At 61.2% G+C, this 22,760-nt stretch carries 24 protein-coding genes; 15 read left to right on the top strand and 9 right to left on the bottom strand.

Annotated features, from left to right (window positions below; all coding sequences use genetic code 11):
- Positions 1–133 precede the first annotated feature (133 nt).
- The 7 genes from L4G42_RS01835 (at position 134) to L4G42_RS01805 (ending at position 8,700) form a co-directional block, all read left to right on the top strand.
- Positions 134–1,822 carry an NAD-dependent malic enzyme gene (locus L4G42_RS01835; RefSeq protein WP_237254030.1) on the top strand — a complete coding sequence of 563 codons (1,689 nt, stop codon included), beginning with the start codon at positions 134–136 and terminating at the stop codon, positions 1,820–1,822.
- A gap of 130 nt (positions 1,823–1,952) precedes the next feature.
- Positions 1,953–3,578: a GMC family oxidoreductase gene (locus tag L4G42_RS01830; RefSeq protein ID WP_237254031.1), complete on the top strand. Its 1,626-nt coding sequence runs from the start codon at positions 1,953–1,955 to the stop codon at positions 3,576–3,578.
- A 199-nt stretch (positions 3,579–3,777) separates the two neighbouring features.
- Positions 3,778–5,427, top strand: coding sequence for a phosphoethanolamine transferase (locus tag L4G42_RS01825; protein ID WP_237259136.1), 1,650 nt, complete (start codon positions 3,778–3,780; stop codon positions 5,425–5,427).
- Positions 5,420–6,079 carry a class I SAM-dependent methyltransferase gene (locus tag L4G42_RS01820; RefSeq protein ID WP_237254033.1) on the top strand — a complete coding sequence of 220 codons (660 nt, stop codon included), beginning with the start codon at positions 5,420–5,422 and terminating at the stop codon, positions 6,077–6,079. Before L4G42_RS01825 ends, L4G42_RS01820 begins: the two co-directional genes overlap by 8 nt.
- Positions 6,080–6,212: 133 nt before the next feature.
- Complete coding sequence (gene rnd, locus L4G42_RS01815) at positions 6,213–7,346, top strand: ribonuclease D (RefSeq protein ID WP_237254034.1); 1,134 nt, start codon at positions 6,213–6,215, stop codon at positions 7,344–7,346.
- A complete protein-coding gene (locus L4G42_RS01810; protein WP_074890664.1) occupies positions 7,343–7,636 on the top strand; it encodes a YcgL domain-containing protein in 294 nt (97 codons plus the stop codon). The genes rnd and L4G42_RS01810 overlap by 4 nt, the downstream gene beginning before the upstream one ends.
- A 131-nt stretch (positions 7,637–7,767) precedes the next feature.
- Positions 7,768–8,700 carry a D-2-hydroxyacid dehydrogenase gene (locus L4G42_RS01805; protein WP_237254035.1) on the top strand — a complete coding sequence of 311 codons (933 nt, stop codon included), beginning with the start codon at positions 7,768–7,770 and terminating at the stop codon, positions 8,698–8,700.
- A 124-nt stretch (positions 8,701–8,824) separates the two neighbouring features.
- Here the strand turns inward: L4G42_RS01805 and L4G42_RS01800 are convergent, their stop codons facing one another.
- On the bottom strand, positions 8,825–9,418 hold the full coding sequence (locus tag L4G42_RS01800) for a nitroreductase family protein (RefSeq protein WP_237254036.1): 594 nt from the start codon (positions 9,416–9,418) through the stop codon (positions 8,825–8,827).
- Positions 9,419–9,718: 300 nt separating this feature from the next.
- Here L4G42_RS01800 and L4G42_RS01795 point away from each other — a divergent pair, with 300 nt between their 5' ends.
- The gene (locus tag L4G42_RS01795; RefSeq protein ID WP_237254037.1) at positions 9,719–10,168 is read left to right on the top strand and encodes a YcgN family cysteine cluster protein; all 450 of its coding nucleotides are present in this window, start codon (positions 9,719–9,721) and stop codon (positions 10,166–10,168) included.
- A 62-nt stretch (positions 10,169–10,230) separates the two neighbouring features.
- On the opposite strand, the gene L4G42_RS01790 is transcribed toward L4G42_RS01795, so the two are convergent.
- The 4 genes from L4G42_RS01790 to L4G42_RS01775 all read right to left on the bottom strand — a co-directional run bounded on the left by L4G42_RS01790 (position 10,231) and on the right by L4G42_RS01775 (position 12,491).
- On the bottom strand, positions 10,231–10,602 hold the full coding sequence (locus tag L4G42_RS01790; RefSeq protein ID WP_237254038.1) for a YgaP family membrane protein: 372 nt from the start codon (positions 10,600–10,602) through the stop codon (positions 10,231–10,233).
- An 85-nt stretch (positions 10,603–10,687) separates the two neighbouring features.
- Positions 10,688–11,176, bottom strand: coding sequence for an RNA methyltransferase (locus L4G42_RS01785; protein ID WP_065986778.1), 489 nt, complete (start codon positions 11,174–11,176; stop codon positions 10,688–10,690).
- Between the two features lie 186 nt (positions 11,177–11,362).
- Positions 11,363–11,734 (bottom strand): YajD family HNH nuclease, encoded by a 372-nt coding sequence (locus L4G42_RS01780; protein WP_037013952.1) that lies wholly within the window; start codon positions 11,732–11,734, stop codon positions 11,363–11,365.
- 70 nt (positions 11,735–11,804) lie between these two features.
- Positions 11,805–12,491 carry a spermidine synthase gene (locus tag L4G42_RS01775; protein WP_237259135.1) on the bottom strand — a complete coding sequence of 229 codons (687 nt, stop codon included), beginning with the start codon at positions 12,489–12,491 and terminating at the stop codon, positions 11,805–11,807.
- Positions 12,492–12,602: 111 nt separating this feature from the next.
- Here L4G42_RS01775 and L4G42_RS01770 point away from each other — a divergent pair, with 111 nt between their 5' ends.
- A complete protein-coding gene (locus tag L4G42_RS01770) occupies positions 12,603–12,890 on the top strand; it encodes a hypothetical protein (protein ID WP_237254040.1) in 288 nt (95 codons plus the stop codon).
- Positions 12,891–12,906: 16 nt separating this feature from the next.
- On the opposite strand, the gene L4G42_RS01765 is transcribed toward L4G42_RS01770, so the two are convergent.
- Both L4G42_RS01765 and L4G42_RS01760 read right to left on the bottom strand, forming a co-directional pair.
- Positions 12,907–13,374 (bottom strand): Crp/Fnr family transcriptional regulator, encoded by a 468-nt coding sequence (locus L4G42_RS01765; RefSeq protein ID WP_237254041.1) that lies wholly within the window; start codon positions 13,372–13,374, stop codon positions 12,907–12,909.
- Positions 13,375–13,491: 117 nt separating this feature from the next.
- Complete coding sequence (locus L4G42_RS01760; RefSeq protein ID WP_237254042.1) at positions 13,492–15,549, bottom strand: S9 family peptidase; 2,058 nt, start codon at positions 15,547–15,549, stop codon at positions 13,492–13,494.
- Positions 15,550–15,689: 140 nt separating this feature from the next.
- Here L4G42_RS01760 and L4G42_RS01755 point away from each other — a divergent pair, with 140 nt between their 5' ends.
- From L4G42_RS01755 to L4G42_RS01730, 6 genes are all read left to right on the top strand, one after another.
- Complete coding sequence (locus L4G42_RS01755; RefSeq protein WP_237254043.1) at positions 15,690–16,193, top strand: MFS transporter; 504 nt, start codon at positions 15,690–15,692, stop codon at positions 16,191–16,193.
- Between the two features lie 51 nt (positions 16,194–16,244).
- Positions 16,245–17,018 carry a class II glutamine amidotransferase gene (locus L4G42_RS01750; RefSeq protein ID WP_237254044.1) on the top strand — a complete coding sequence of 258 codons (774 nt, stop codon included), beginning with the start codon at positions 16,245–16,247 and terminating at the stop codon, positions 17,016–17,018.
- Positions 17,019–17,031: 13 nt separating this feature from the next.
- The gene (locus L4G42_RS01745; RefSeq protein WP_237254045.1) at positions 17,032–17,556 is read left to right on the top strand and encodes a DUF2937 family protein; all 525 of its coding nucleotides are present in this window, start codon (positions 17,032–17,034) and stop codon (positions 17,554–17,556) included.
- Positions 17,557–17,969: 413 nt separating this feature from the next.
- Positions 17,970–18,734 (top strand): 5-oxoprolinase subunit PxpA, encoded by a 765-nt coding sequence (locus L4G42_RS01740; protein WP_237254046.1) that lies wholly within the window; start codon positions 17,970–17,972, stop codon positions 18,732–18,734.
- Positions 18,731–19,435, top strand: a complete 705-nt coding sequence (locus L4G42_RS01735; protein WP_237259134.1) for a 5-oxoprolinase subunit B family protein — start codon at positions 18,731–18,733, stop codon at positions 19,433–19,435. Before L4G42_RS01740 ends, L4G42_RS01735 begins: the two co-directional genes overlap by 4 nt.
- Positions 19,432–20,358 (top strand): 5-oxoprolinase subunit C family protein, encoded by a 927-nt coding sequence (locus L4G42_RS01730; RefSeq protein ID WP_237254048.1) that lies wholly within the window; start codon positions 19,432–19,434, stop codon positions 20,356–20,358. Before L4G42_RS01735 ends, L4G42_RS01730 begins: the two co-directional genes overlap by 4 nt.
- Before the next feature lie 137 nt (positions 20,359–20,495).
- Here the strand turns inward: L4G42_RS01730 and L4G42_RS01725 are convergent, their stop codons facing one another.
- The gene (locus tag L4G42_RS01725; protein WP_237254049.1) at positions 20,496–21,674 is read right to left on the bottom strand and encodes a vWA domain-containing protein; all 1,179 of its coding nucleotides are present in this window, start codon (positions 21,672–21,674) and stop codon (positions 20,496–20,498) included.
- Positions 21,675–21,720: 46 nt separating this feature from the next.
- Positions 21,721–22,566, bottom strand: a complete 846-nt coding sequence (locus tag L4G42_RS01720; protein ID WP_237254050.1) for an AAA family ATPase — start codon at positions 22,564–22,566, stop codon at positions 21,721–21,723.
- Positions 22,567–22,760: the final 194 nt, after the last annotated feature.

The following is a 22,760-nucleotide window of genomic DNA, read 5'->3' as shown; positions in this document are numbered from 1 at the left end:
AAGATAGGCACCCTGTTTTTACCCCCCTATTTCTTCGGACGGATCCTGCGTTGAGCGTCGTGTACATCGACCTCCGGGGCATCGTTTCGACGTCGTATTGATAGAGCAAACAGAGAAAAGGCGATCACTGCAAATGACCAAGACCTCGCGACCTTTATATATTTCCTATGCCGGCCCTTCGTTGCTGGAGATGCCGCTGCTCAACAAGGGCAGTGCGTTCACACCGCAAGAGCGCATCGATTTCAACTTGGTCGGCCTGTTGCCGCAGAATGTCGAAACCATCGAAGAGCAGGTCACCCGCGTTTACAACCAGTACCAGCAATGCGCGAGCGATCTGGATAAACACATTTATCTGCGCTCGATTCAGGACAACAACGAAACCCTGTTCTTCCGCCTGCTGGATTCGCACCTCGACGAGATGCTGCCGATCATCTACACCCCGACCGTGGGTCAGGCGTGTCAGGAATTCTCGAAGATCTACCGCACCCACCGCGGGCTGTTCATCTCTTATCCCGAGCGCGATCGCATCGACGATATCCTGCGCAGCGCGACGAAAGATCGCATCAAAATCATCGTGGTGACGGACAGCGAGCGCATCCTGGGCCTGGGCGATCAGGGCATCGGCGGCATGGGCATACCGATCGGCAAGCTGTCGCTCTACACCGCATGCGGCGGCATCAGCCCGGCGTACACCTTGCCGATCGTGCTCGATGTGGGGACCAACAACAAAGAGCTGCTGGACGACCCGATGTACATGGGCTGGCGCCACGAGCGCGTCACTGGCAAGGAATACGACGACTTCATTGCGCTGTTCATCGAAGCAGTGCAGAGCCGCTGGCCGGACGTACTGTTGCAGTTCGAAGACTTCGCCCAGACCAACGCCATGCCGTTGCTGGAGAAGTACCGCGACGAGTTGTGCTGCTTCAACGACGACATTCAGGGCACGGCTTCGGTTGCCGTGGGCACCTTGCTGGCGGCATGCAAGGCCAAGCACGAAACCCTGGGCCAGCAGCGGGTGGTGTTTCTGGGCGCGGGATCGGCCGGTTGCGGGATCGCCGAGCACATCATCGCGGCCATGGTCATCGAAGGCCTGAGCGAAGCCGAAGCGCGCAAACGCGTGATGATGGTTGACCGCTTCGGGCTGCTGACAGACAGCATGGACAACCTGCTGGACTTCCAGAAGAACCTCGCGCAGAAGTCCGCCGATGTGGCGGGCTGGTCGAGCGGGGAGGGTTCGCCCGAGTTGCTGGACGTGGTCGCCAATGGCAAGCCGACTGTGCTGATCGGCGTGTCCGGCCAGCGTGGTCTTTTCACCGAGCAGGTTATCCGCGAGATGCACAAGCACTGCGCCAAGCCCTTGGTCATGCCGTTGTCCAACCCGACCTCCAAGGTCGAAGTCACGCCGCAGGAAGTTCTGACCTGGACCAACGGCGACGCGCTGGTCGCGACCGGCAGTCCTTTTGCCCCGGTCACCGTAGGCGATCGTACGTTCCACATCGCCCAGTGCAACAACTCCTACATCTTCCCGGGCATCGGTCTGGGTGTTGTGGCGTCGAAAGCCACGCGCATCACCGACAAAATGCTGATGGCGGCTTCCAATGCGCTGGCGGAATGCTCACCGATGGTGACGGGCAAAGGTGACGCTGTCCTGCCGCCGCTGAAGGAGATCCAACAGGTGAGCAAGAAGATCGCATTGGCCGTCGCCAGGCAGGCTCAGGCTGAAGGCGTGGCCCTGGAGACCACCGAAGAAATGCTCGTCGAAGCCATCGAGCGTAACTTCTGGATGCCGAACTACCGCAGCTACCGTCGCAGCGCGGTGTAGTCGGATCCGTCACTGAAGGCAAACGCTTCAACCCGGACCGCCCCATGGAAACATGCGGCGGTCTTTTGTTTTGTGGCGAATAACTTCAGGATGGGGCCTGCATAAAAACAAAAAAATCAGCGAGGGACGCATGCAAACGGACGTCAGTCTCCATGACTACATCATCGTCGGCGCGGGCCCGGCGGGCTGCCTGCTTGCCAATCGGCTGTCGCAGAATCCTGCTCACCGGGTCCTGCTGCTCGAAGCCGGCGGCCAGGACAATTACCCCTGGATTCATGTGCCGGTGGGGTACCTCTACTGCATCGGCAATCCTCGCACCGACTGGTGTTTCAAGACCGAAGCGGAGCCCGGCCTGGGCGGGCGCGCCCTCAACTACCCTCGCGGCAAAGTACTGGGCGGATGCTCGTCCATCAACGGCATGATCTACATGCGCGGCCAGTCACGGGACTACGACGGCTGGGCCGAGCAGGGCAACAAGGGCTGGGGCTGGAAGGACGTTCTGCCGATCTTCCAACGCTCGGAAAACCACTACGCGGGCGACTCTGAGCTTCACAGCGCGAAAGGTGAATGGCGCGTCGAGCAGCAGCGTCTCTCATGGACCTTGCTGGAGGCGTTCCGTGAGGCGGCGGCGCAAACCGGCATCCCTTCGATCCCCGACTTCAATGGCGGCGACAACGAAGGGTGCAGCTATTTCCAGGTCAATCAGCGGCGCGGTGTGCGCTGGAACGCGTCCAAGGCATTTCTCCGGCCGGCGTTGAAACGCCCGAACCTGACGGTGATCACAGGTGCTGAGGTGTCGCGCGTGGTGTTCGAAAACAGTCGCGCCAGCGGGGTGATTGCTCGCGTCAACGGGCAGGAACAGACGCTTCAGGCCCGGCGGGAAATCATCCTCTGCTGCGGGGCCATCGGGTCGCCCATGGTTCTGCAACGCTCAGGCATCGGGCCGCGAGCACTGCTTGAAAAGCTCGGCCTTGGCGTTCGGCATGAGCTGCCCGGCGTCGGCGCGAATTTGCAGGATCACCTGCAGTTGCGCCTGATCTACAAGGTCAGTAACGGCCAGACGCTGAATCAGATGGCGGGCAGTGTCTGGGGCAAGATGAACATGGGCCTGCGCTACGCCTTCAATCGCAGCGGTCCGTTGGCGATGGCGCCGAGTCAGCTGGGCGCCTTCGCGCGCTCGGGGCCGGAGCAGGCAAGCGCTAATCTCGAATATCACGTGCAGCCCTTGTCCCTTGAGCGCTTCGGCGAGCCGCTTCACGGGTTTCCCGCATTCACGGCGTCAGTGTGCGATTTGCGCCCGCAGAGCCGTGGCACGGTGGAGATCCGTTCGGCGCTCGCCGATGCCGCGCCGATCATCAGGCCGAATTACCTGAGTCACGAGACCGACCTCAAGGTGGCTGCCGATGCCATTCGCCTGACGCGTCGCATCGCCACCGCGCCCGCGCTCGCTCGCTTTGAACCGGTTGAATACCTGCCCGGCGCGAGCCTGCAAACCGAGGAAGAACTGCGTGAGGCGGCCAGCGTCGTCGGCACGACGATCTTTCACCCGGTCGGCACCTGCAAAATGGGGCAGGGCCGCGACGCCGTGGTCGACGAACGCCTGCGCGTGCACGGCATCACCGGCCTGCGCGTGGTGGACGCGTCGATCATGCCGAGCATCACTTCCGGCAACACCTGCTCGCCAACCGTGATGATCGCCGAGAAGGCGGCGCAGATGATTATTGAGGATGCAGCCGGGCTGAACTGCTCGGCATAAATGCTTTATCGGTTTCGGAAGATCCTCGCTGAGTTCCTGCGGCTTGAGCCGCAGGTCCCTTTCTAGAAAGCAACAATCCCGCCCCCACCAATCGTTCTCATCCTTTTCACAAAAAATTGATGGCCCGATGCCTAAAGTTCGCGGCATCGGCGGGGTTCCCTCCGCGTTTATATTCTCATTTCCAGCCAAGCAGACTTTTATGCTGAACGTAAAAGCAGTTCGTCCCGAGCTTGTGACATTGCTTGCCAGTGCCTTTTTGCTGATCGGGTTTAACCTGACCCTCTGGCAGCATGTATTTGCAATTACCGATTCTGACGGTAAGGGCCTGTTGTTGCGCGGTGCTTTTGCGCTGATGGTGTTCTGTGTCTTTAACATTTTCTTCACGCTGTTAGCGTTCAAGCGCGTATTGACACCGGTGTTGATCGTTATCTTTTTCGTCAGCGCCGGCGTGGCTTATTTCATGAGCCAATACGGCGTGATGATTGACGCGGGGATGTTCAGAAACTTTGCTGAAACCAATGTCACGGAAGTGCGCGATCTTCTGTCATTGAAGTTGCTCGGTTATTTGTTTTTTCTGGGCGTTGTCCCGTCGTTCATTCTTTTCAACACACCGATTGCCTATCGCCGCTGGCCCCGTGAGTTGCTCAGCAAGGCGTTGGTGTCCGTTGTGTGCGTGGTCGCCATCGGCGGCGTGGCGCTGTCGAATTATCAGGGGCTGTCGTCGCTGTTTCGCAATCATCACGAGTTGCGCCTGATGGTGGTGCCGAGCAACTACATCGCGGCGTCTGTGGGTTACTTGAGTGAGCAGGTCAAGTCTGCGCAGCGGCCGTTCGTGAGTATCGGTCAGGATGCCAAACTTGCCAGCGATTGGCAGCAGCACAAGCGCAAGTCGTTGACCGTGCTGGTTGTGGGTGAAAGTGCGCGGGCCGAGAACTTTGGCATCCTGGGTTACGATCGCGATACCACGCCGCAATTGAGCAAGGAGCACGGACTGCTCACGTTTACTGACGTGCATTCCTGCGGCACGGAGACGGCGGTGTCGGTGCCGTGCATGTTTTCCAACATGGGCCGCAAGGATTACAACGCAACCACCGCGCGCAATGAAGAAGGCATGCTCGATGTACTGAAACGCGCCGGGCTGGATGTGATCTGGCGCGACAACCAGTCGGGCTGCAAAGGCACCTGCGACCGGGTGACGTTGCAGGACGTCAGCAACCTCAAGGATCCGGCGCTGTGTGCCAACAACGAGTGCCGCGATGAAATCCTGTTGCAGGGGCTGCAGCACTTCATCGACCAACTGGACAAGGACACCGTGCTGGTACTTCATCAGATGGGCAGTCACGGTCCTGAGTACTTCAAGCGTTATCCAAAAGAATTCGAGAAGTTCACCCCGGTGTGCGAAAGCAATGCGCTGAATAATTGTACCCGGGAAAGTATCGTCAACGGCTACGACAACACATTGCTGTACACCGACCATGTGCTGGCGTCGCTGATTGATATCCTGCGCAGCAATCAGGGGAAAGTGGACACGGCCATGGTTTATCTCTCCGACCACGGTGAGTCACTGGGTGAATACAACCTGTTTCTTCACGGCACGCCTTATATGCTGGCGCCCGATCAGCAGAAACATGTTCCGATGATTGCCTGGTTTTCCGAGAGTTATCAGCAGTCATTCGCAGTGGATACTCATTGCCTGCAAAAAGAGCGCAACGCGCCTCTCAGTCAGGACAACTTGTTCCATTCGATGTTGGGCCTGCTGCAAGTGCGGACAAGCGTCTATAACCCGGCGCTGGACATGTTCGCGGGCTGTCGGGGGATTTATACGGACGGGGTACTGGCCAATGAGTGAACCCCTGGGCAAAAAGGTTCACGTTGAAGAGTACGTGCATCGGCATGAACACACCTTCGGCCGGCGTCTGAGTCTCTGGCGCGATGCGCAGCTGGCACGGATGGCGTTGCGCGATGCAGGCGAGCCCGGACTGGTGCTGGACTTGCCGTCGGGCTCCGGGCGTTTCTGGCCGGTGCTGGCCGAACACGCCAATCGGGTAATCCTCGCGGCCGATCCTTCCACCGACATGCTCGCGTTCGCCGAGGCGCAGTCGTCAAGCGAGGTGCGCAAGCGCATCCGCACGTTCCAGAGCTCGGCGTTTTCCATCGGCCTGTCCGCGAACGCGGTGGACTGCATCTTCTGCATGCGGTTGTTCCATCACTTGGCCGACAGCGAAAAACGAGGCGCTATTCTCGACGAGTTTCACCGGGTGACCCGCGACACGGCCATCGTCGGGCTGTGGGTGGACGGCAACGTCAAAGCCTGGCGTCGCAAACGGCAGCAGGGTCGACTGGACGTTGGCATGTCTGTGCCCCGCAATCGGTTCGTGGTGTGCCGCAGCGACATTGAATCCGAGTTCGCGCAGGCGGGTTTCAGGATCGTCGATCACCATGACTTTCTTCCCGGCTACGCCATGTGGCGGGTGTACGTGCTGCGCAAGGCCGGCCAGTGATCGGATGGACGGTCGTCGCCGCAGCGGCTATTTGCGCGCTTCAAAGATGAAGTTGTTCGAGACTTGCAGGACGGATGCCCGGTAACCGCTTGTAGCGATATATACTGCGCGCCATTCTTCGAGGGAGAGCCGTGTGGCCATCGATATTCACTGGATTCGCGACGACCATAGCCTCGCCGAACATTGCGCACAGTGGCAGACACTGCCCTACGTTGCGCTCGACACCGAATTCATGCGGGTCGACACTTTCTATCCCATCGCCGCGCTGTTGCAGATTGGCGATGGTTCACGCGCTTACCTGATCGACCCGTTGCTGATAAGCGATTGGAAACCTCTGGCCGCGCTGCTGGAAAACCCTGACGTCATCAAAGTCGTTCACGCCTGCAGCGAGGACCTTGAGGTGCTGCTGCGCCTGACCGGCAGCCTGCCGGCGCCGCTATTCGACACGCAACTGGCGGCGGCCTATCTGAACCTCGGGTTCTCGATGGGTTATTCGCGTCTGGTGCAGGAAGTGCTGAACATCGATCTGCCGAAGGGTGAGACGCGTTCGGACTGGCTGCAGCGTCCACTTTCGGAAACCCAGATCAGCTACGCCGCCGAAGACGCCGTGCACCTGGCCGAGGTGTACAAGCTGCTGCGTCCGCGTCTGTCCGATGAAAAGTACGCGTGGGTGCTGGAGGACGGTGCTGAACTGGTCGCCAATCTGCGCCGCGAAACCGATCCTTATGACGCTTACCGCGACGCCAAGCTGGCGTGGAAGCTGTCCCGTGCACAACTCGCCGTGCTGCGTGAACTCTGCGCCTGGCGCGAGCAACAAGCGCGCCTGCGTAATCAGCCACGCAACCGCATCCTGCGCGAACATTCGCTCTGGCCGCTGGCAAAGTCCCAGCCAGACAACCTCGCCGCGCTGGCGAAGATCGACGACATGCACCCCAAGACCGTGCGTCAGGACGGCGAGTTTCTGCTCGACCTGATCAAGAAAACCGGCAGCGTGTCGCCGGATCTGTGGCCGCCTGCCTTGCCGGAGCCGCTGCCGATCGAGGCCTCTAACGTGCTCAAGAGCTTGCGCGTCATTGGCCAGCAGCAAGCCGAGCGCCTCGACATGGCGCCGGAATTGATGCTGCGCAAAAAGACCCTCGAAGCCCTGCTCAAGACCGGTTACCCAGACGGTCCCTATAAACTGCCCGATTCGCTGCGTGGCTGGCGCCGCGAATTGATGGGCCAGATGCTGCTCGACAGCCTGGCCAACGCCGGAGAACAGCCTTGAAACGTATTTGCTCCATCTACCGCAGCCCGCGCAGAAACGAAATGTACCTGTATGTCCTCAAGAGCGACGCCCTGGAGCGTGTGCCCGAGGAATTGTTGACCGCGTTCGGCAAGCCGCAGCACGCCTTCAACCTGGTCCTGTCGCCGGAACGCGCCCTGGCCCGTGAAGACATTCACGCGGTGCTCGCCAATCTGGAAAAGCAGGGTTACCACCTGCAGATGCCACCGGCCGAAGACGATTACATCGAGCACTTGCCCGAAGAGCTGCTGCGCCGCAACGATCCGATGTGATCGATTTCTGACCCTGCAATCCACCGCAGGGGTACACCGGACCGTTGCATGCGTCAGACCTGACCGGCTCAACCGAGCGCGGTCCGGCACGCTGTGCGGTCGCACGCCCCGTTTATTCGAGTTTTGAATCCATGCGCGTTCTGATCGCCGAACACGATTACCCCGTTTACACCGAACTGCTCCGCCAGACTGCCCCCGAGATCCAGGTGCTGAGCAGCGGTGACTCCGCCGAACTGTCGAAAATGGCCGCCGAGGCGCCGATCTGGCTCGGTCAGCCCGACCTGCTGGCGAATCTGCTGCGCCAGGGCCACAAGCCGAAATGGCTGCAATCGACCTGGGCCGGCATCACACCGTTACTGGCTGACGGGCTGTACCGCGACTATCAACTGACCCGCGCCGTCGGCATCTTCGGGCAGGTGATGGCCGAGTTCGTCCTGACCTACCTGTTGGTACACGAGCGTGAAGTGCTGGCGCGGTTGGTCAGTCAGGTCGAGCGCAAGTGGGACAATCGCATGGGCCGGAGCCTCTCGGGGCGCAAAGCGCTGATCGTCGGGACGGGCGACATTGGCCGGCACGTCGCCCGGTTCCTCGTGCCGTTTGGCGTCGAGCTGTATGGCATTGCGTCAAGCGCGCGGACTGAAGCGCCGTTCGCTGAAGTGGCTGCGCTGGAGGACTTGCCGCGTCTGGTGGCCGAGGTCGACTTCGTCATCAACCTGCTGCCCAACACGCCGCAGACCCACGACCTCTACAACGCCAAACTGTTTGCCTGTTTCAAGCCATCAGCGTTGTTCATCAACGTCGGCCGGGGCACGGCGGTGGTTGATGCGGACTTGGTCGAGGCGCTGAAAGAAGGGCATCTGGCGGGGGCGGTCATTGACGTCTGCCGGCAAGAGCCATTGCCCCAGCGTCACCCGTTCTGGACGGCGTGGGGCCTGTTGCTCACCGGTCACAGCTCGGCGCCGACGTCGCCGCCGGCGATGACCCGGCTGTTCGTGGACAACCTCAAGGCCTATGCGGCCGGCGAGGCGTTGCGCGGAGAAGTGGATTTCGCGAAGGGGTATTGAACCCTGTCCTTGTGGGACCGGCTTCAGCCGGGAAGAGGCCAGTGTGTACGCCATCCATTTTGTGGAGTGGCCCCCGACGCCTTCCCGGCTAAAGCCGGTCCCACTCAAACCGAGCGTCCAGCTCTTACAAACTGAAATCCCCCTCAGCCGCGAGCTCAGCCAGCGGCCGACGCGGGCTCGGCGTTTCCCGAGCCTGAAGGTATTCGGCCAGCGTCGATTTATCCCCCAGCTTGCCGATCGCCACCGCCGCGTGCAGCGCGTAATCCTCCGGAATTTTCAGTTCCTTGCGAGTCAGTTCCTGATCGAAACCGGCCATGCCGTGGGTGTGCCAGCCGCCGATGCTCGCCTGCAGCGCCAGATATCCCCACGCCGAACCTGTGTCAAAGGTGTGCCACAGCGCCGGAGTTTCTTCGGTGGCGCCGGGGGCGGTGAAGGTGGTTTTGGAAATAATGATCACCAGCGCCGAGGCATGCTGCGCCCAGCCGCGATTGAATTCATTCAGCAGGCCGAGGAAGCGCTCCCAGTTTGGCGTGTCACGGCGAGCGTAGAGAAAACGCCACGGTTGTGAGTTGTAGGCCGAAGGCGCCCAGCGGGCCGCTTCAAAAAAGCTCAGCAGGGTTTCCTGCGGGATGCTCTCGCCGCTGAAGGCGCGTGGCGACCAGCGCTCGGTGAATTGCGGGTCGATGGCGTACTCGGCAACACGGGGATTGGCGCTCATGGATTCGATCCTGAAAGAGAGATAACCCGCTCGCCTGCAGCAGGCGGCGTGATCATTCAGTTGGGCCGTTGACGGCAGGCATCGTCGCAAAAGGGGTTGATCAGCGCGGGCAATGGCAGACCTGCCCGCGAGGGCCTAAAGCTACTGCGCCGCTTCGTTGCTGACAAGCCTGCGCATTGCGTGGTTGAAGCCGCTTCCATCTGCCGCGCGCATTGACCGACAGTCGCCCGTGCTTGGCCCGGATGACGTGTACCTCTAGACTGGCGACCTTTCATTGCCCCACAGCTTTGCGCGAGAACCATGGCCGCCATAGTAGAACCCTTCTGGATACGCAAAACCCTCGAGCAGCTCGATGCAGTCGAGTGGGAGTCGCTGTGTGACGGCTGCGGTTTGTGCTGCCTGCAAAAACTCGAGGACGAGGACGACGGCAGCGTTTATTACACGCGCATCGCCTGCAAGCTGCTGGACCTGAACACCTGCGCCTGCACTGATTACCCGAATCGCCGGGCCCAGGTCCCGGACTGCATTCAGCTGACGCCCGGACAGGCTGACGAATTCAAGTGGTTGCCGCCCACCTGCGGCTATCGGCTGGTCAGCGAGGGCAAGGACTTGCCGCTCTGGCACCATCTGGTGTGTGGGGATCGGGAACAGGTGCACAAGCAGCGTATTTCTCAGTCCGGCCGCATGCTCAGCGAAGGCAGCGTGCCCGAGGACGACTGGGAGGACTACCTGATTTTTCGTGCGGGCTAAAGCGAAAAGCTCGCGAGGCTGTCGGTTCAGCCGTCACGAGCTTGCTTGCGATGCAGCGTCGATCAGACGCCTTTCGGACCTTTCAACGCGTCGATGCCAGTGTCGACAGCGTCTTCTACAGCGACTTCAGCTTTGGTTTTCAGCTTGCTCAGTTCGGCGCCTGCTTCTTCGATGCGCGAACGGGCTACGTCCATTTCACTGCGGCTCTTGTCGATGAGCGCCTTGGCCGAGCAGTGGCCAGTGATGCCACGGGCCAGTACGGCGCCGCCGATTGCCAATTCCACCAGACCGAAGATCCCGCCGCGGCGCAGGCCTTTGCCCATCATCAGTACACCACCTGCCAGCGAGCCAATGCGCTCCCAGCCCTGTACGTTCTGCTCCGGGTAATTGTGCAAAGGTCGTTCGATGCGTTCAATGATCGGGGTGTCGCTCATGATGCGTTCTCCGTGGAAGGTAGGGTCCTTAAAGCTGACTGTCACAAGCGCAAACTGTTCAATGCGTTTTGTCAGCGCGCGGACGTCAGGTGCGATCGGTTTCCCGTCCGAACTGCGGGCCAGAGCGGGTGTTGATGCCTTTGGCCATGCGGTCGTAAAGCACGACGTTGACCGTCGCCGCGAGGTTCATGCAGCCCGTCGTGGGGATGTACACCACGTCTTCGCACCAATCGCGGATCTCTTTATCCAGCGAGCCGTCTTCCGGCCCGAAGATATAGATTGCCCGGTCAGGGTGGGTGTACTCCGGCAGCGCACGTGCGCCCTCGACCAATTCCACGGCCACCGGCACGCAGCCCAGCGGGATGATCTTTCTCAGGTCATCAATGCCGATCAGCGGGATGTCCTGGTGGATCTTCTTGGTGTCGGTGACGAAATCACGCGCACGCTCGTAGCGCTTGCCGGTGTAGAACACCGACGCCACGCCATAGCAGCCTGCTGCGCGCATCACCGAACCGACGTTTTCCGGGGATTTGGGATTGAACAGGCCGATGCAGGCATAGCGTTTGTTGGCCACGGGGGAGGGTGCTCATCAGAGAAAGCGCGGGAGTATAGGGGAAGAGGCAGCGGCAAGCTTTAAGCTTTCAGCCGCAAGCCGCAAGCCGCAAGCCGCAAGCCGCAAGCCGCAAGCCGGGCGGTGAGCTGATGAGCGCCGCCGTTGCTTTTGCTTGCCGCTTGCAGCTTAAAACTTGCAGCTTCGTTGCTAGTCCTTCTTCATCAACCCCGCCAGCGCGGCGAACGGGTTGTGAGTGGCCTTGGCGGTTTTCGGGCTGCTGGTCGAGCTTTCCGAAAAGTATTGCTGATCGGTGTAACGCGAGTGTTCGTTGTCGTGGCAGTACAGGCACAGCAGTTCCCAGTTGGAACCGTCCTGGGGATTGTTGTCGTGGTTGTGGTCGCGGTGGTGCACGGTCAACTCGCTGAGACGTTTGCCTGCAAATTCCCGGGCGCAGCGGCCGCAGACGTGCGGGTACATGCGCAGGGCCTTGTCGCGGTAACCCATTTCGCGATCACGCTGGGCGTCGGCGAGGATGCGGTCCAGTTTGGAAGTGTTGGTTGGCGTATTGGCCGAACTCATGGCGTCACCTGTTTCGTGTTCTGTTGGCGATGAAGATCTATGGAGGCAAGTCTAGCGCTTTGCCCGTCGCTCAGCCCTTCAGTTTTTCAGCGATCCAGATGGTGTGCCGTGTGCCCTTGTTCCCATGGGCGTAGACCTTGACCTCTTCGGCCTTGAAGCCGGCCTTGCGCAATTTGTCGCTGAAGGCCGCATCGGCGCTGGCGGACCATACGGCCAGCACGCCTTTTGGGCGTAGCGCGCTTGCACATGCCGCAAGACCGCCGGCCGAGTAAAGCCAGCTGTTGGACTTTTGCGTCAGGCCTTCAGGGCCGTTGTCGACGTCCAGCATGATCGCGTCAAAGCCCTGAGGCTCGGCTTTCAGCACCTGAGCGACGTCTTGCACCACCACCTTGGCGCGTGGGTCCTGCAACGGATTGCCCGATTTCTCACCCAATGCGCCGCGGTTCCACTCGACGACGCCGGGCACCAGCTCGGCGACCACTACTTCGCCGTTCTTGCCCAGGTGCTTGAGTGCCGACGCCAGGGTGAAGCCCATACCCAGTCCGCCGATCAGCACCCGCGGGTTGAGGCGTGACGCGACCTTCTTGCACGGTATTTCTGCCAGGGCGTCTTCGGAGCCGTGCATGCGCGTGTTCATCAACTGGCCGCCGTCGCCGCCCTGAATCTTGATGACAAAATCTTCGCCGTACTCGAACAGGCACAAGGCGCCGCCGTTATCGGGGATCGGAGTGGTGTCGAGCAGAACAAAACGTTTCATGGATAACTCGTTAAAAGGGTCGGGCCGCATGCAGCGCAATTTGTCAGAGCGCGATGCGTTGCGCAGGAGTAGCCTGCGCGGTAAGCGAAAGATTGGCAGGGGAGGCCAACGATGAAGTGCTCCATTCTACTGACGATTGTCATCACTGTGCTCGGCGTGTCGCAAGCGTCTGCCGAGAGCCTGCAACCTGTTCTGAATACGCCCGAGCCCATCGCGGCGTCGGCCGGTTCGCCCGGCACCGCGACGCCAACGCCGTACCCGCAAGTTGCACCGCCGGGCGTTCCCCATGCAGGCGGACAGGGCAACCCGCCGCTGCTGCCGAAGATTCCTCAGCCAGGTCCGCCAAAGGACGATGAGCCATTGCCGGGACTGCAGCCGTCGGCCAAGCCCAATCCCTGACTCACACTCGACGCTCTCAATCCTGCTGCGCCACCACCTGACCGTCCATCATGCGCAGCCGCTTCGACATCGCCACCGCGATCGCGCGGATGATCTTCGCCGCCACTTTCGGCGCTTCGTTGAGCATCTTGTCCAGCGAGTCCTTGCCCAGGTTCAACAGATAGCACGACGAACCGGCGACGCACGTGGCCGAGCGGCGTTCGCCGTCCAGCACCGCCATTTCGCCAAACGCTCTGCCGCTGCGCAGAATGGCTGTCTCCACAGCGATGCCATCGCTGTTGAGCTTTTGCACCGACACCGTGCCCGAATGAATGATGCACATGAACGTGCCCGCGTCGCCTTCGTTGAAGATCGCGTCGCCCTTTTCAATGCTGCTGATGCTGAAGTACCCCGCAGCGGCGGCAAATTCAGCCGGCGTCAGGGCGATGAACAGACCGCAGTCCATCAGCATGTCGCGGATTTCTTTGTTGAGTAATGTAGACATGGCGAATTCTTGTTGAGTGTTCTGGAGGATTGCGTGAAGCACTGGCTGGCGTGAGAGCAGCCCGGACTTTACAGCGTCCGGGGCTTCCCATGTGACACACCGTCCGCGCAGATGTCGTCAGGCCATTTTCAGCACTTTCAGAATAAATCCGTATTCGAGTGCTACGTCACGTAATCCCTGATAACGCCCGCTCATGCCGCCGTGGCCTGCGCCCAGTTCGGTCTTGAGCAACAGCAGGTTGTCGTCGACTTTTAGATCGCGCAGTTTCGCCACCCACTTGGCCGCCTCCCAATACTGCACGCGACTGTCGTTATAGCCCGCGATCACAAGCATGGCCGGATAATGCTGCGCCGTGACATTTTCATAGGGCGCGTAAGCCTTGATCCGCGCGTGAACATCCGGCTCTTGCGGGTTGCCCCATTCGTCATATTCAGTGACGGTCAGCGGCAGATCGGGGTCGAGCATGGTGTTCAGCACGTCGACGAACGGGACTTCAGCGATGGCCCCCTTGAACAGCTCCGGACGCTGATTGACCACCGCGCCGATCAACAGGCCGCCGGCGCTGCCACCGCTGATCACCAGTTGTTCGGCAGTGGTGATGTTCTCTTCGATCAAGTGTTCGGCGCAGGCGATGAAGTCGCTGAAGGTGTTTTGCTTGTGCGCCTGCTTGCCGTTGCGATACCACGCCTCGCCCAGCTCACCGCCGCCGCGCACATGGGCGATGGCGAAAGCGATGCCGCGATCCAGCAGGCTCAGCCGGGCATGGGAAAACCAAGGGTCCAGGCTCTCGCCGTACGCGCCATAGCCGTACAGATAAAGCGGGACGGTCTGACCTGCAAGCTCGCGCTTGACGACCAGGCTGATCGGCACCTGCGTACCGTCGGCGGCCGTCGCCCACAACCGCTGGCTGACGTAGGCATCGGCGTCGAACACACCCAGCACCGGCGTTTCCTTGAGTACGATTTGTTCCCCGGTGGCCAGCGACAATTGCCAGACCTGCGGCGGACGATTAAGCGATTGATAGCGCAGGCGAATCTTGTCGCTCTCGAATTCAAGGGTGTCCTGCACATACAGGTTGTACGCCGCATCCGGCAGTTGCACGCGATACCCCGGCAGACCTTGCGGATGCACTTCGACGATCGGCAAGCCGCCTTCCCGCAGGCTCAAGGTCAGGCCTTTGGCGTTGAGGCTGAAGCCGTCGAGCATGACCGTCTCGCTGTGGGCGATCAGGTTCTGCCAGTCGCCCCGCTCAGGTGCGCCCTCGGTTTTTTCAGGCGCCTGGTACAGCGCAAAGTTGATGCCGTCCTGATTGCTGCGGATCACCCAGCTCCATTCGCCCTCGATCAACCCGTGGTCCACCGAATACTCGTGGCCCTCGCTGCGCGGTGCCATGCACACGAACGCCTGCTCGGGCGTGCCGGCGTCCAGTACCCAGGCCTCACTGGTGGTTTTACTGTCCAGCCCCACGATCAACTGCCGCTCCGAGCTGCTTCGGTAGCAATGCAGGAAGAAGCGCCCGTCGGGCTCGCTGAACACCAGCTCGGCGGATTCATCGCCCAGCGTATGGCGGTACAGCTTGTGCGGACGGTGAGTGTCGTCCAGTTCGCCGAAGAACAGCGTCTGGCTGTCGTTGGCCCAGGTCATGCTGCCGTCGCAGTCTTCGAACGGCAGGCTGCTGACCGCGCCGCTGCTCAGCTCTTTGACGTACAGCTGATAAACCTCCTCGCCGCTGGTGTCGAGGCTGTAGGCCAGGCGCTGATGGTCGGGGCTGATGCTGAACGCGCCGAGGGAGAAGAAGCCAGCGCCGGCCAGTTCGTTAGGGTCAAGCAGCAGCTCTTCAGCGCTTTCGTCAATGGTCTGAGAGTCGTCGGTGGGACGCGGGCAGCGGTAGTGCCGGGCGTATTCGTCGCCCTCGGTGGTGCGGGTGTAATAAAGATACGGGCCCCAGGGGAAGGGCAGTGACAGGTCGGTTTCGAGGATGCGGCCCTTGATCTCCTGAAACAGGGTTTCGCGCAATGGCTGCAGCTCGGCGAGCTGCTGTTCCTGCCAGGCGTTTTCGGCCTTGAGGTAATCGAGCACTTCATCAGTGTCGCGGTTTTGCAGCCAGGCGTACGGGTCGGCGCCGTCAGCCTTGCGGGCGACGGGGGCGCTGGAAGTGTGTGGTGCGGAAGGCATGCGGGGCTCTCTCACGTGGGGCTTGTCTTAAAGGGATCGGGCGCTGGACATGCGGCAGACCGATAACTGAAGCCGGGGAAGCCGGGCTGGTGAAAAGTCGTTATCATAAGCGCCTCTTTACCTGCCTTACCACGGACGTCATGACCGACAACGACTATCTGATTGCCTGGGGCCTTTACGCGTTCGCCGCGTTGGGCTGTCTGTTGGTGTGGTTCAAGCTGACCGGCTGGATGTGGCGCTACCTGCGCGAACCCCTGCGCGTGATCGGCGCCGTGCTGTTGTTCTGCCCGACGATCGTCGATCCGGCCAAGGATCAATACGCCCCGGCGCTGGCGATCAGCGTGCTGGATCTGGCGCTGAAAGTCGGCAACAACGTCTGGCGCGCCGTGCTCGACCTCGCCACCTACGGCGCCGTCGCTCTGGGGCTCTACCTCATTTACGCCTTGATCCGCTTGCCGTTCCTGCGCAAGAAAAAAGCCCGTCTGGCCCACGCTGAAGCCGCCGCTGCACAGGCTGCCGCCGAGCAGAAGGAACACGACGAGCCTTATGCAGACCAGGCCGCAGGGCGCTTCGCCAGCCAGTCGCCAGCGACAACGCCAGCACCTGCGCCGAGCGGCCGTTATCGCGTCGAACCCAAACTGTGATTGTGACCGGCATCTTCCCAGACGCGTGCTTCAACGCACCGAGACCTGAGCATGTGTGAACTTCTGGGCATGAGTGCCAACGTCCCGACGGACATCGTGTTCAGCTTTACCGGGCTGATGCAGCGCGGTGGTCGTACCGGTCCGCACCGCGACGGTTGGGGCATCGGTTTCTACGAAGGCCGAGGCTTGCGCCTGTTTCAGGACCCCGCCGCGAGCAGCGAGTCGGAAGTCGCGCAGCTGGTCCAGCGTTATCCCATCAAGAGCGAAGTGGTCATCGGCCACATTCGTCAGGCCAACGTCGGCAAGGTCTGCCTGTCCAATACCCATCCTTTCGTGCGCGAACTGTGGGGGCGCAACTGGTGTTTCGCCCACAACGGCCAACTTGCGGATTTTCATGCCGGCGCGACCTTCTATCGGCCGGTGGGCGACACGGACAGCGAAGCGGCGTTTTGCGATCTGCTCAACCGGGTCCGCGAAGCGTTCCCTGAGCCGGTCGAGATCGAGCAGCTGCTACCGACCCTGGTCGACGCCTGCAACGAATATCGCAGCAAAGGCGTGTTCAACGCGCTGCTCAGTGATGGCGACTGGCTGTTTTGCTACTGTTCGACCAAGCTGGTGCACATCACCCGCCGCGCCCCGTTCGGGCCGGCGCGCCTGAAAGACGTCGATGTGATCGTCGATTTCCAGGCGGAAACCACGCCCAACGATGTGGTGACGGTGATTGCCACCGAGCCGCTGACCGAAAACGAGACCTGGAACCGCTACGAGCCGGGTCACTGGAGTCTTTGGCGCCGCGGCGAATGCGTTGCCGAAGGCTCGGCCTGAAAGAGAGGGATCTATGCTGCGCAGCTATATACGACTGGTGTTGTTCACAGCAGGCCTGTTGATAGGCGTGCAGATTCCAGGTTTCATCAGCGATTACAGCAAGCGTGTCGAAGCGCACATGCTGGAAGCTCAGCAGGGTCTGCGCGGCTACAACGAGACCGCCCAGCGGTTCTTCAACGGCGACGTGCAAGCGCTGATCCAGCATTACCGCAGCAGCGACGACCCGGTGTTCCGTACCGACGCCGACAACATCAGCAACCTGCTCACTCGCAATCAGACCCTCGACCGCGAGTGGCTCGCGCTGCAAGGGCCGTGGTACTCCCGCGCCTGGCATGTGCTGACCGCCGCCGACACCGGCATCCGCAACGAAACCTGGAATGGCTACACCTGGCAGGTGCTGCTGTCGCCGGAAGTGATCGGCTGGGGCCTGCTGTGCGCGCTGCTGTTCTCGTTGGTCATTGAAAGTGTGGTGGTGTTCATCGACTGGTTGTTTGTCGGCCGGCACCACGTGCGGCCGGTGGGGCGCGACTGGCGTTGAGGCGGAATGCCGGCACCGGCTTGATTGGGCAGTGACCTCGCTGACGCCTTCCCGGCTGAAGCCGGTCCTACGGAATATTGCGCTCAGTAGGACCGGCTTTAGTCGGGAAGGCGATTTAGCAGATACCACGCGTGCGCCTGGGACCGGCTTCAGCCAAGAAGGCAATTTTCCAGACACGCCGCGCATCCGTAGGACCGGCTTCAGCCGGGAAGGGGGAGTCCCGGTCAGCGAAGATCCCGGACACCGTTCACTTTTTCTTATCCTCCCCCCGCGCTTTTATTAGTTGGACGCTTCGGCCATTCGCGCCGAAGAATGCCCCCAACGCACAGCCCTGTGTCCCCGCGCTGCCCACCGAACGACCCCGCGCGTACACTCGAGCTTCTCCCCGTTTCGTTCGCACAGGAGTCACGCCTTTGAGCCGCCTGTTATTGAATTGTGATATCGGCGAAAGCTACGGCGCCTGGACCATGGGTCTGGACGCCGAGGTCATGCCCTACATCGATTGCGCCAACATTGCCTGCGGCTTCCACGCCGGCGACCCGAGCGTCATGCGCAAAACCGTCGCGCTGGCCCTGGCCAACAATGTCACCATCGGCGCGCACCCGGCCTATCCTGACCTGGTGGGTTTCGGGCGTCGCTCGATGGCCTGTTCGCCGCAGGAAATCCAAGACCTGCTGCATTACCAGATCGGCGCGCTCGACGGCGTTTGCCGAGCCCAGGGCAGCCACGTCAGCTACGTCAAACCCCACGGGGCGATGTACAACGACATGATGGCCAACCCGACGCAACTGCGCGCCGTCATCGAAGCCATCGCCCGTTACAACCCGGAACTGCCGCTGATGCTGCTGGCCATGCGCGACAACTCGGCGGCGCAGGCCATTGCCGATGAGTTCGGCGTCACGCTGTGGTTCGAAGCTTTCGCCGATCGTGCCTACGACAGCGTGGGGCGTCTGGTCTCGCGCAACCTTCCCGGCGCCGTGCATCACGATGCGGAAGTCATCATCGCCCAGGCCATGACCTTGTCCCGAGGCGAAGCCTTGATCGCCAGCGATGGCAGCGAGCTGCGGCTCCAGGCCCACACTTTGTGCGTGCATGGCGACAACGCCAGCTCCATCGACGCCGTCCAGCGGATTCGTCAGGCGTTGAACAGCGCTGACGCCGGACCGTCCGCCCTGTGAACCTGCGCATCGAAGTCGTCGCCATCGATTGCCTGATGGTCCGCCTGTTCGACGCCATCGACGAGGCCAACATGCCGTGGATGCTCGCCGCTACGTTGCGGCTGCGCGAGGGTTTCGCTTCGCATTTGATTGATCTGGTGCCGTCCTACACCACGCTGATGGTGCATTACGATCTGTTGGCGCTGAGTCCGACACAGGCTCGGGCAATCATCACCGAGGCGCTGACCGACCTCGCACCCGACGTCGCCCAAAGCGGTCGGCAGCATGTGTTGCCGGTCTGGTACGACCTCAGCGTCGGCCCCGAGTTAAACCTGCTATCGAAGCGCAGCGGGTTGTCGATCGACGAAGTGATTCGCCGCCACAGCCAACGCGAGTATCAAGTCTTTGCGCTGGGCTTCGCGCCGGGGTTCGCGTTCATGGGGCTGGTGGAAGAAATCCTCGCCGCGCCGCGCATCAAAACACCCCGCAAGCGCGTGGCGGCGGGAAGTGTCGGCATCGCCGAACGGCAAACCGCGGCTTATCCGCTGGAGTCGCCCGGGGGCTGGAACATCCTTGGCCGCACCCCCGCCAGACTCTTTGATCGTGAAATCGACGGCTACAGCCTGATGCAGCCCGGCGACACCGTGCGTTTTACCGCCGTTGATCACGCCGAGTTTATGCGTCTGGGCGGCGACGACACCCCGCTGGAGGGCCTGGCATGAGCGCGTTGACGGTAAAAAGCAGCACACCGCTGTGCCTGTTGCAGGACGCAGGACGGTTTGGCGTGCGACACCTCGGCGTCACCCAGGGCGGGGCTCTGGATTGGGTGTCGATGTCGTGGGCCAACAAGCTGCTGAATAACCCGCTGAACGCTGCCGTTATCGAAGTGACACTGGGTGGCCTGACGCTGCTGGCCGAATCCGACTGCTGCCTGGCGCTGGCGGGTGCGGATCTGGGCGCGATGCTCGACGACCGACCGATTGCGCCGTGGCGCAGCTTCTTCGTTCGCAAAGGCCAGCAGCTACGTTTTACCCGGCCCATCACTGGTGCTCGCGCCTACGTCGCTGCGCCCGGCGGATTTGCGGCGGTCGATGTGCTCGGCAGCTGCGCCACCGTCACACGCGAAGGGCTGGGCGGGCTCGAAGGAAGCGGCAAAGCGCTGGCTGCAGGCGATCAACTGACTTATTCAGGGGCGTCATTTGAGCTTCACGCGCTTCCCGATCACCTCATCCCCGACTTTTCCGATCAGCGTTCGCTGGACGTGGTGCTGGGCGCGCAGATCGGGCAGTTCAGTGGCTTGAGCCTGTTCGATGCGTTCAACAGCGAGTGGACCCTCGACAGCCGTGCCGACCGCATGGGCATGCGCCTGCTCGGGCCGGAACTGGTTTATCAGGGCAGACCGATGATCTCCGAGGGCATCCCGCTCGGCGCTATCCAGGTCCCGCCGGATGGCCAGCCGATTGTCCTGCTCAACGACCGCCAGACCATCGGCGGCTATCCAAGGCTCGGCGCATTGACGCCGCTCTCACTGGCGCGGCTGGCGCAGCAACTGCCGGGAACTGTGGTGCGGATGAAGGCGGTGGTACAGGAGGTGGCGCATCGGGAGCAGGTGGGGTTCGAGGATCTCGTCCGCCGTCCGCTGTAGGAGCGTGGCTTGTCCCGCGATCTGCCGGGAACCGGCAGCAATTCGGAAATGCGTTCCGCCTGATGTACTCCACAATCCGGTTTTACGACGACTGCGTCGCCGATCGCGGGACAAGCCACGCTCCTACGGTCTCAGCATCACTTCGCCAGATACCGCATTCCTTCTTCCAGCCCGCGCAGCGTCAGCGGGTACATCTGATCTTCGATCAGGTCCCGCACTATGTGGGTGGAGGTGGTGTAGGCCCAGGCGTCTTTGGGGTACGGATTGATCCAGATGATCTTCTTGAACTTGGCCATGAACCGCTGCATCCAGACGTAGCCCGCTTCTTCGTTCCAGTGCTCGACACTGCCGCCCGGTTGGGTGATTTCGTAGGGCGCCATGGCGGCGTCGCCGATGAAGATCACTTTGTAATCCGCGCCGTATTTGTGCAGCAGCTCCTGGGTGGCGGTGCGCTCGGAGGTGCGGCGCTGGTTGTTCTTCCACACCGACTCGTAAACGAAGTTGTGGAAGTAGAAGTACTCCATGTGCTTGAACTCGGTTTTGCAGGCCGAGAACAGTTCTTCGCAGATCTTCACGTGGGCGTCCATCGAGCCGCCGATGTCGAACAGCAGCAACAGCTTGATGGTGTTGCGGCGTTCGGGGCGCATCTGGATGTTCAACAGGCCGGCGTCGCGGGCGGTGTGGTCGATCGTGCCGTCGATGTCCAGTTCGTCCGCCGCACCCTGGCGCGCGAACTTGCGCAGGCGCCGCAGCGCCACTTTGATGTTGCGCGTGCCCAGCTCAACCCCATCATCAAGGTTCTTGTACTCGCGCTGATCCCAGACCTTCGCGGCCTTGCCCTGACGCTGGCCGGCGTCGCCCACCCGAATCCCCTCTGGGTTGTAACCGCCTGAGCCAAAGGGACTGGTGCCGCCGGTACCGATCCATTTATTGCCGCCGGCGTGGCGCTCCTTTTGCTCTTCCAGACGCTTTTTGAATTCTTCGATCAGTTTGTCCAGGCCACCCAGCGACTGGATCTGCGCGCGCTCTTCAGCCGTCAGCGAGCGCTCGAACTCCTTGCGCAGCCAGTCCTCGGGGATCAGCGCCTGCAAGTGATCGTCGAGCTTTTCCAGGCCATTGAAATACGCCCCGAACGCCCGATCGAACTTGTCGAAATGGCGCTCGTCCTTCACCAGAATCGTGCGCGACAGGTAATAGAACTCGTCCATATCAGCGAACGTCACGCGTTGCTTCAGCGCGTTGATGAGGTCGAGCAGTTCACGCAACGAAACCGGCACTTTGGCAGCGCGCATTTCGTTGAACAGGTTGAGCAACATAGTCGGCGTCCCGCGCTTGATCTAAATAAGCTTGACCAGAAAAGGCTCAGCGATTGCCGCGACGACTCATGAACGCCAGGCGTTCAAGCAGATGCACATCCTGCTCGTTCTTGACCAGCGCACCGGCCAGCGGCGGGATGGCTTTGGTGGGGTCGCGCTCGCGCAGTACGGCTTCGCCGATGTTGTCGGCCATCAGCAATTTGAGCCAGTCCACCAGTTCGGAGGTCGAGGGTTTTTTCTTCAGGCCCGGGACTTTGCGCACGTCGAAGAACACGTCCAGCGCTTCACTGACCAGGTCTTTCTTGATGTCCGGGTAGTGCACGTCGACGATCTTTTGCAGCGTGGTGCGATCGGGAAACGCGATGTAGTGAAAGAAGCAGCGGCGCAGAAAGGCGTCCGGCAGTTCTTTTTCGTTGTTGGACGTAATGATGATGATCGGACGCTTTTTTGCCTTGATCGTCTCGTCGATCTCGTAAACGTAGAACTCCATTTTGTCGAGTTCTTGCAGCAGGTCGTTGGGGAATTCGATGTCCGCCTTGTCGATCTCGTCGATCAGCAGAATCACCCGCTCTTCGGATTCAAACGCTTCCCAGAGCTTGCCCTTCTTCAGGTAATTGCGCACGTCGTGGACTTTGTCGACGCCAAGCTGGGAGTCGCGCAGACGGCTGACCGCGTCGTACTCGTAGAGGCCCTGATGCGCCTTGGTGGTCGACTTGATGTGCCAGGTGATCAGCCGCGCGCCGAAGGATTCGGCCAGTTGCTCGGCGAGCATGGTCTTGCCGGTACCGGGCTCGCCCTTGACCAGCAGCGGGCGCTCCAGGGTGATCGCGGCATTGACCGCAAGCTTCAGATCGTCGGTGGCGACGTAGGCGTGGGTGCCTTCGAATTTCATCGGGAAAATCCTCGAACAAGGCGGACAGACCCGTGGCCTGAACCGCGCAAGATAGGGCGCAAAGAATGCAGCGACTATACCGCGCAGCCCGCGCGACTGTGAACGCAGACGCTTTATTCAGTATCTGAATGGGGCGTCACGGTCTGACCGGGCAGAAAATTGTAACTGCCGTTGAGGTATCGCCAAAATAGCGA

It is taken from the genome of Pseudomonas petrae, from assembly GCF_021728295.1.
In the GTDB taxonomy this organism is placed as follows: domain Bacteria; phylum Pseudomonadota; class Gammaproteobacteria; order Pseudomonadales; family Pseudomonadaceae; genus Aquipseudomonas; species Aquipseudomonas petrae.
Note: the sequence above shows the minus strand (reverse complement) of the source record. Positions and strands in the feature narration are given on the sequence as shown.

What these genes read in the sequence shown, in the direction of transcription:
- L4G42_RS01730 (WP_237254048.1), top strand. Translation starts at nt 19,432, where the DNA reads ATGAGCGCGTTGACGGTAAAAAGCAGCACACCGCTGTGCCTGTTGCAG.
- L4G42_RS01805 (WP_237254035.1), top strand. Translation starts at nt 7,768, where the DNA reads ATGCGCGTTCTGATCGCCGAACACGATTACCCCGTTTACACCGAACTG.
- L4G42_RS01745 (WP_237254045.1), top strand. Translation starts at nt 17,032, where the DNA reads ATGCTGCGCAGCTATATACGACTGGTGTTGTTCACAGCAGGCCTGTTG.
- L4G42_RS01775 (WP_237259135.1), bottom strand. Translation starts at nt 12,491, where the DNA reads ATGAAACGTTTTGTTCTGCTCGACACCACTCCGATCCCCGATAACGGC.
- L4G42_RS01830 (WP_237254031.1), top strand. Translation starts at nt 1,953, where the DNA reads ATGCAAACGGACGTCAGTCTCCATGACTACATCATCGTCGGCGCGGGC.
- L4G42_RS01755 (WP_237254043.1), top strand. Translation starts at nt 15,690, where the DNA reads ATGACCGACAACGACTATCTGATTGCCTGGGGCCTTTACGCGTTCGCC.
- L4G42_RS01760 (WP_237254042.1), bottom strand. Translation starts at nt 15,549, where the DNA reads ATGCCTTCCGCACCACACACTTCCAGCGCCCCCGTCGCCCGCAAGGCT.
- L4G42_RS01720 (WP_237254050.1), bottom strand. Translation starts at nt 22,566, where the DNA reads ATGAAATTCGAAGGCACCCACGCCTACGTCGCCACCGACGATCTGAAG.
- L4G42_RS01800 (WP_237254036.1), bottom strand. Translation starts at nt 9,418, where the DNA reads ATGAGCGCCAATCCCCGTGTTGCCGAGTACGCCATCGACCCGCAATTC.
- L4G42_RS01780 (WP_037013952.1), bottom strand. Translation starts at nt 11,734, where the DNA reads ATGAGTTCGGCCAATACGCCAACCAACACTTCCAAACTGGACCGCATC.
- L4G42_RS01825 (WP_237259136.1), top strand. Translation starts at nt 3,778, where the DNA reads ATGCTGAACGTAAAAGCAGTTCGTCCCGAGCTTGTGACATTGCTTGCC.
- L4G42_RS01725 (WP_237254049.1), bottom strand. Translation starts at nt 21,674, where the DNA reads ATGTTGCTCAACCTGTTCAACGAAATGCGCGCTGCCAAAGTGCCGGTT.
- L4G42_RS01820 (WP_237254033.1), top strand. Translation starts at nt 5,420, where the DNA reads ATGAGTGAACCCCTGGGCAAAAAGGTTCACGTTGAAGAGTACGTGCAT.
- L4G42_RS01765 (WP_237254041.1), bottom strand. Translation starts at nt 13,374, where the DNA reads ATGTCTACATTACTCAACAAAGAAATCCGCGACATGCTGATGGACTGC.
- L4G42_RS01790 (WP_237254038.1), bottom strand. Translation starts at nt 10,602, where the DNA reads ATGAGCGACACCCCGATCATTGAACGCATCGAACGACCTTTGCACAAT.
- L4G42_RS01795 (WP_237254037.1), top strand. Translation starts at nt 9,719, where the DNA reads ATGGCCGCCATAGTAGAACCCTTCTGGATACGCAAAACCCTCGAGCAG.
- L4G42_RS01750 (WP_237254044.1), top strand. Translation starts at nt 16,245, where the DNA reads ATGTGTGAACTTCTGGGCATGAGTGCCAACGTCCCGACGGACATCGTG.
- L4G42_RS01770 (WP_237254040.1), top strand. Translation starts at nt 12,603, where the DNA reads ATGAAGTGCTCCATTCTACTGACGATTGTCATCACTGTGCTCGGCGTG.
- L4G42_RS01835 (WP_237254030.1), top strand. Translation starts at nt 134, where the DNA reads ATGACCAAGACCTCGCGACCTTTATATATTTCCTATGCCGGCCCTTCG.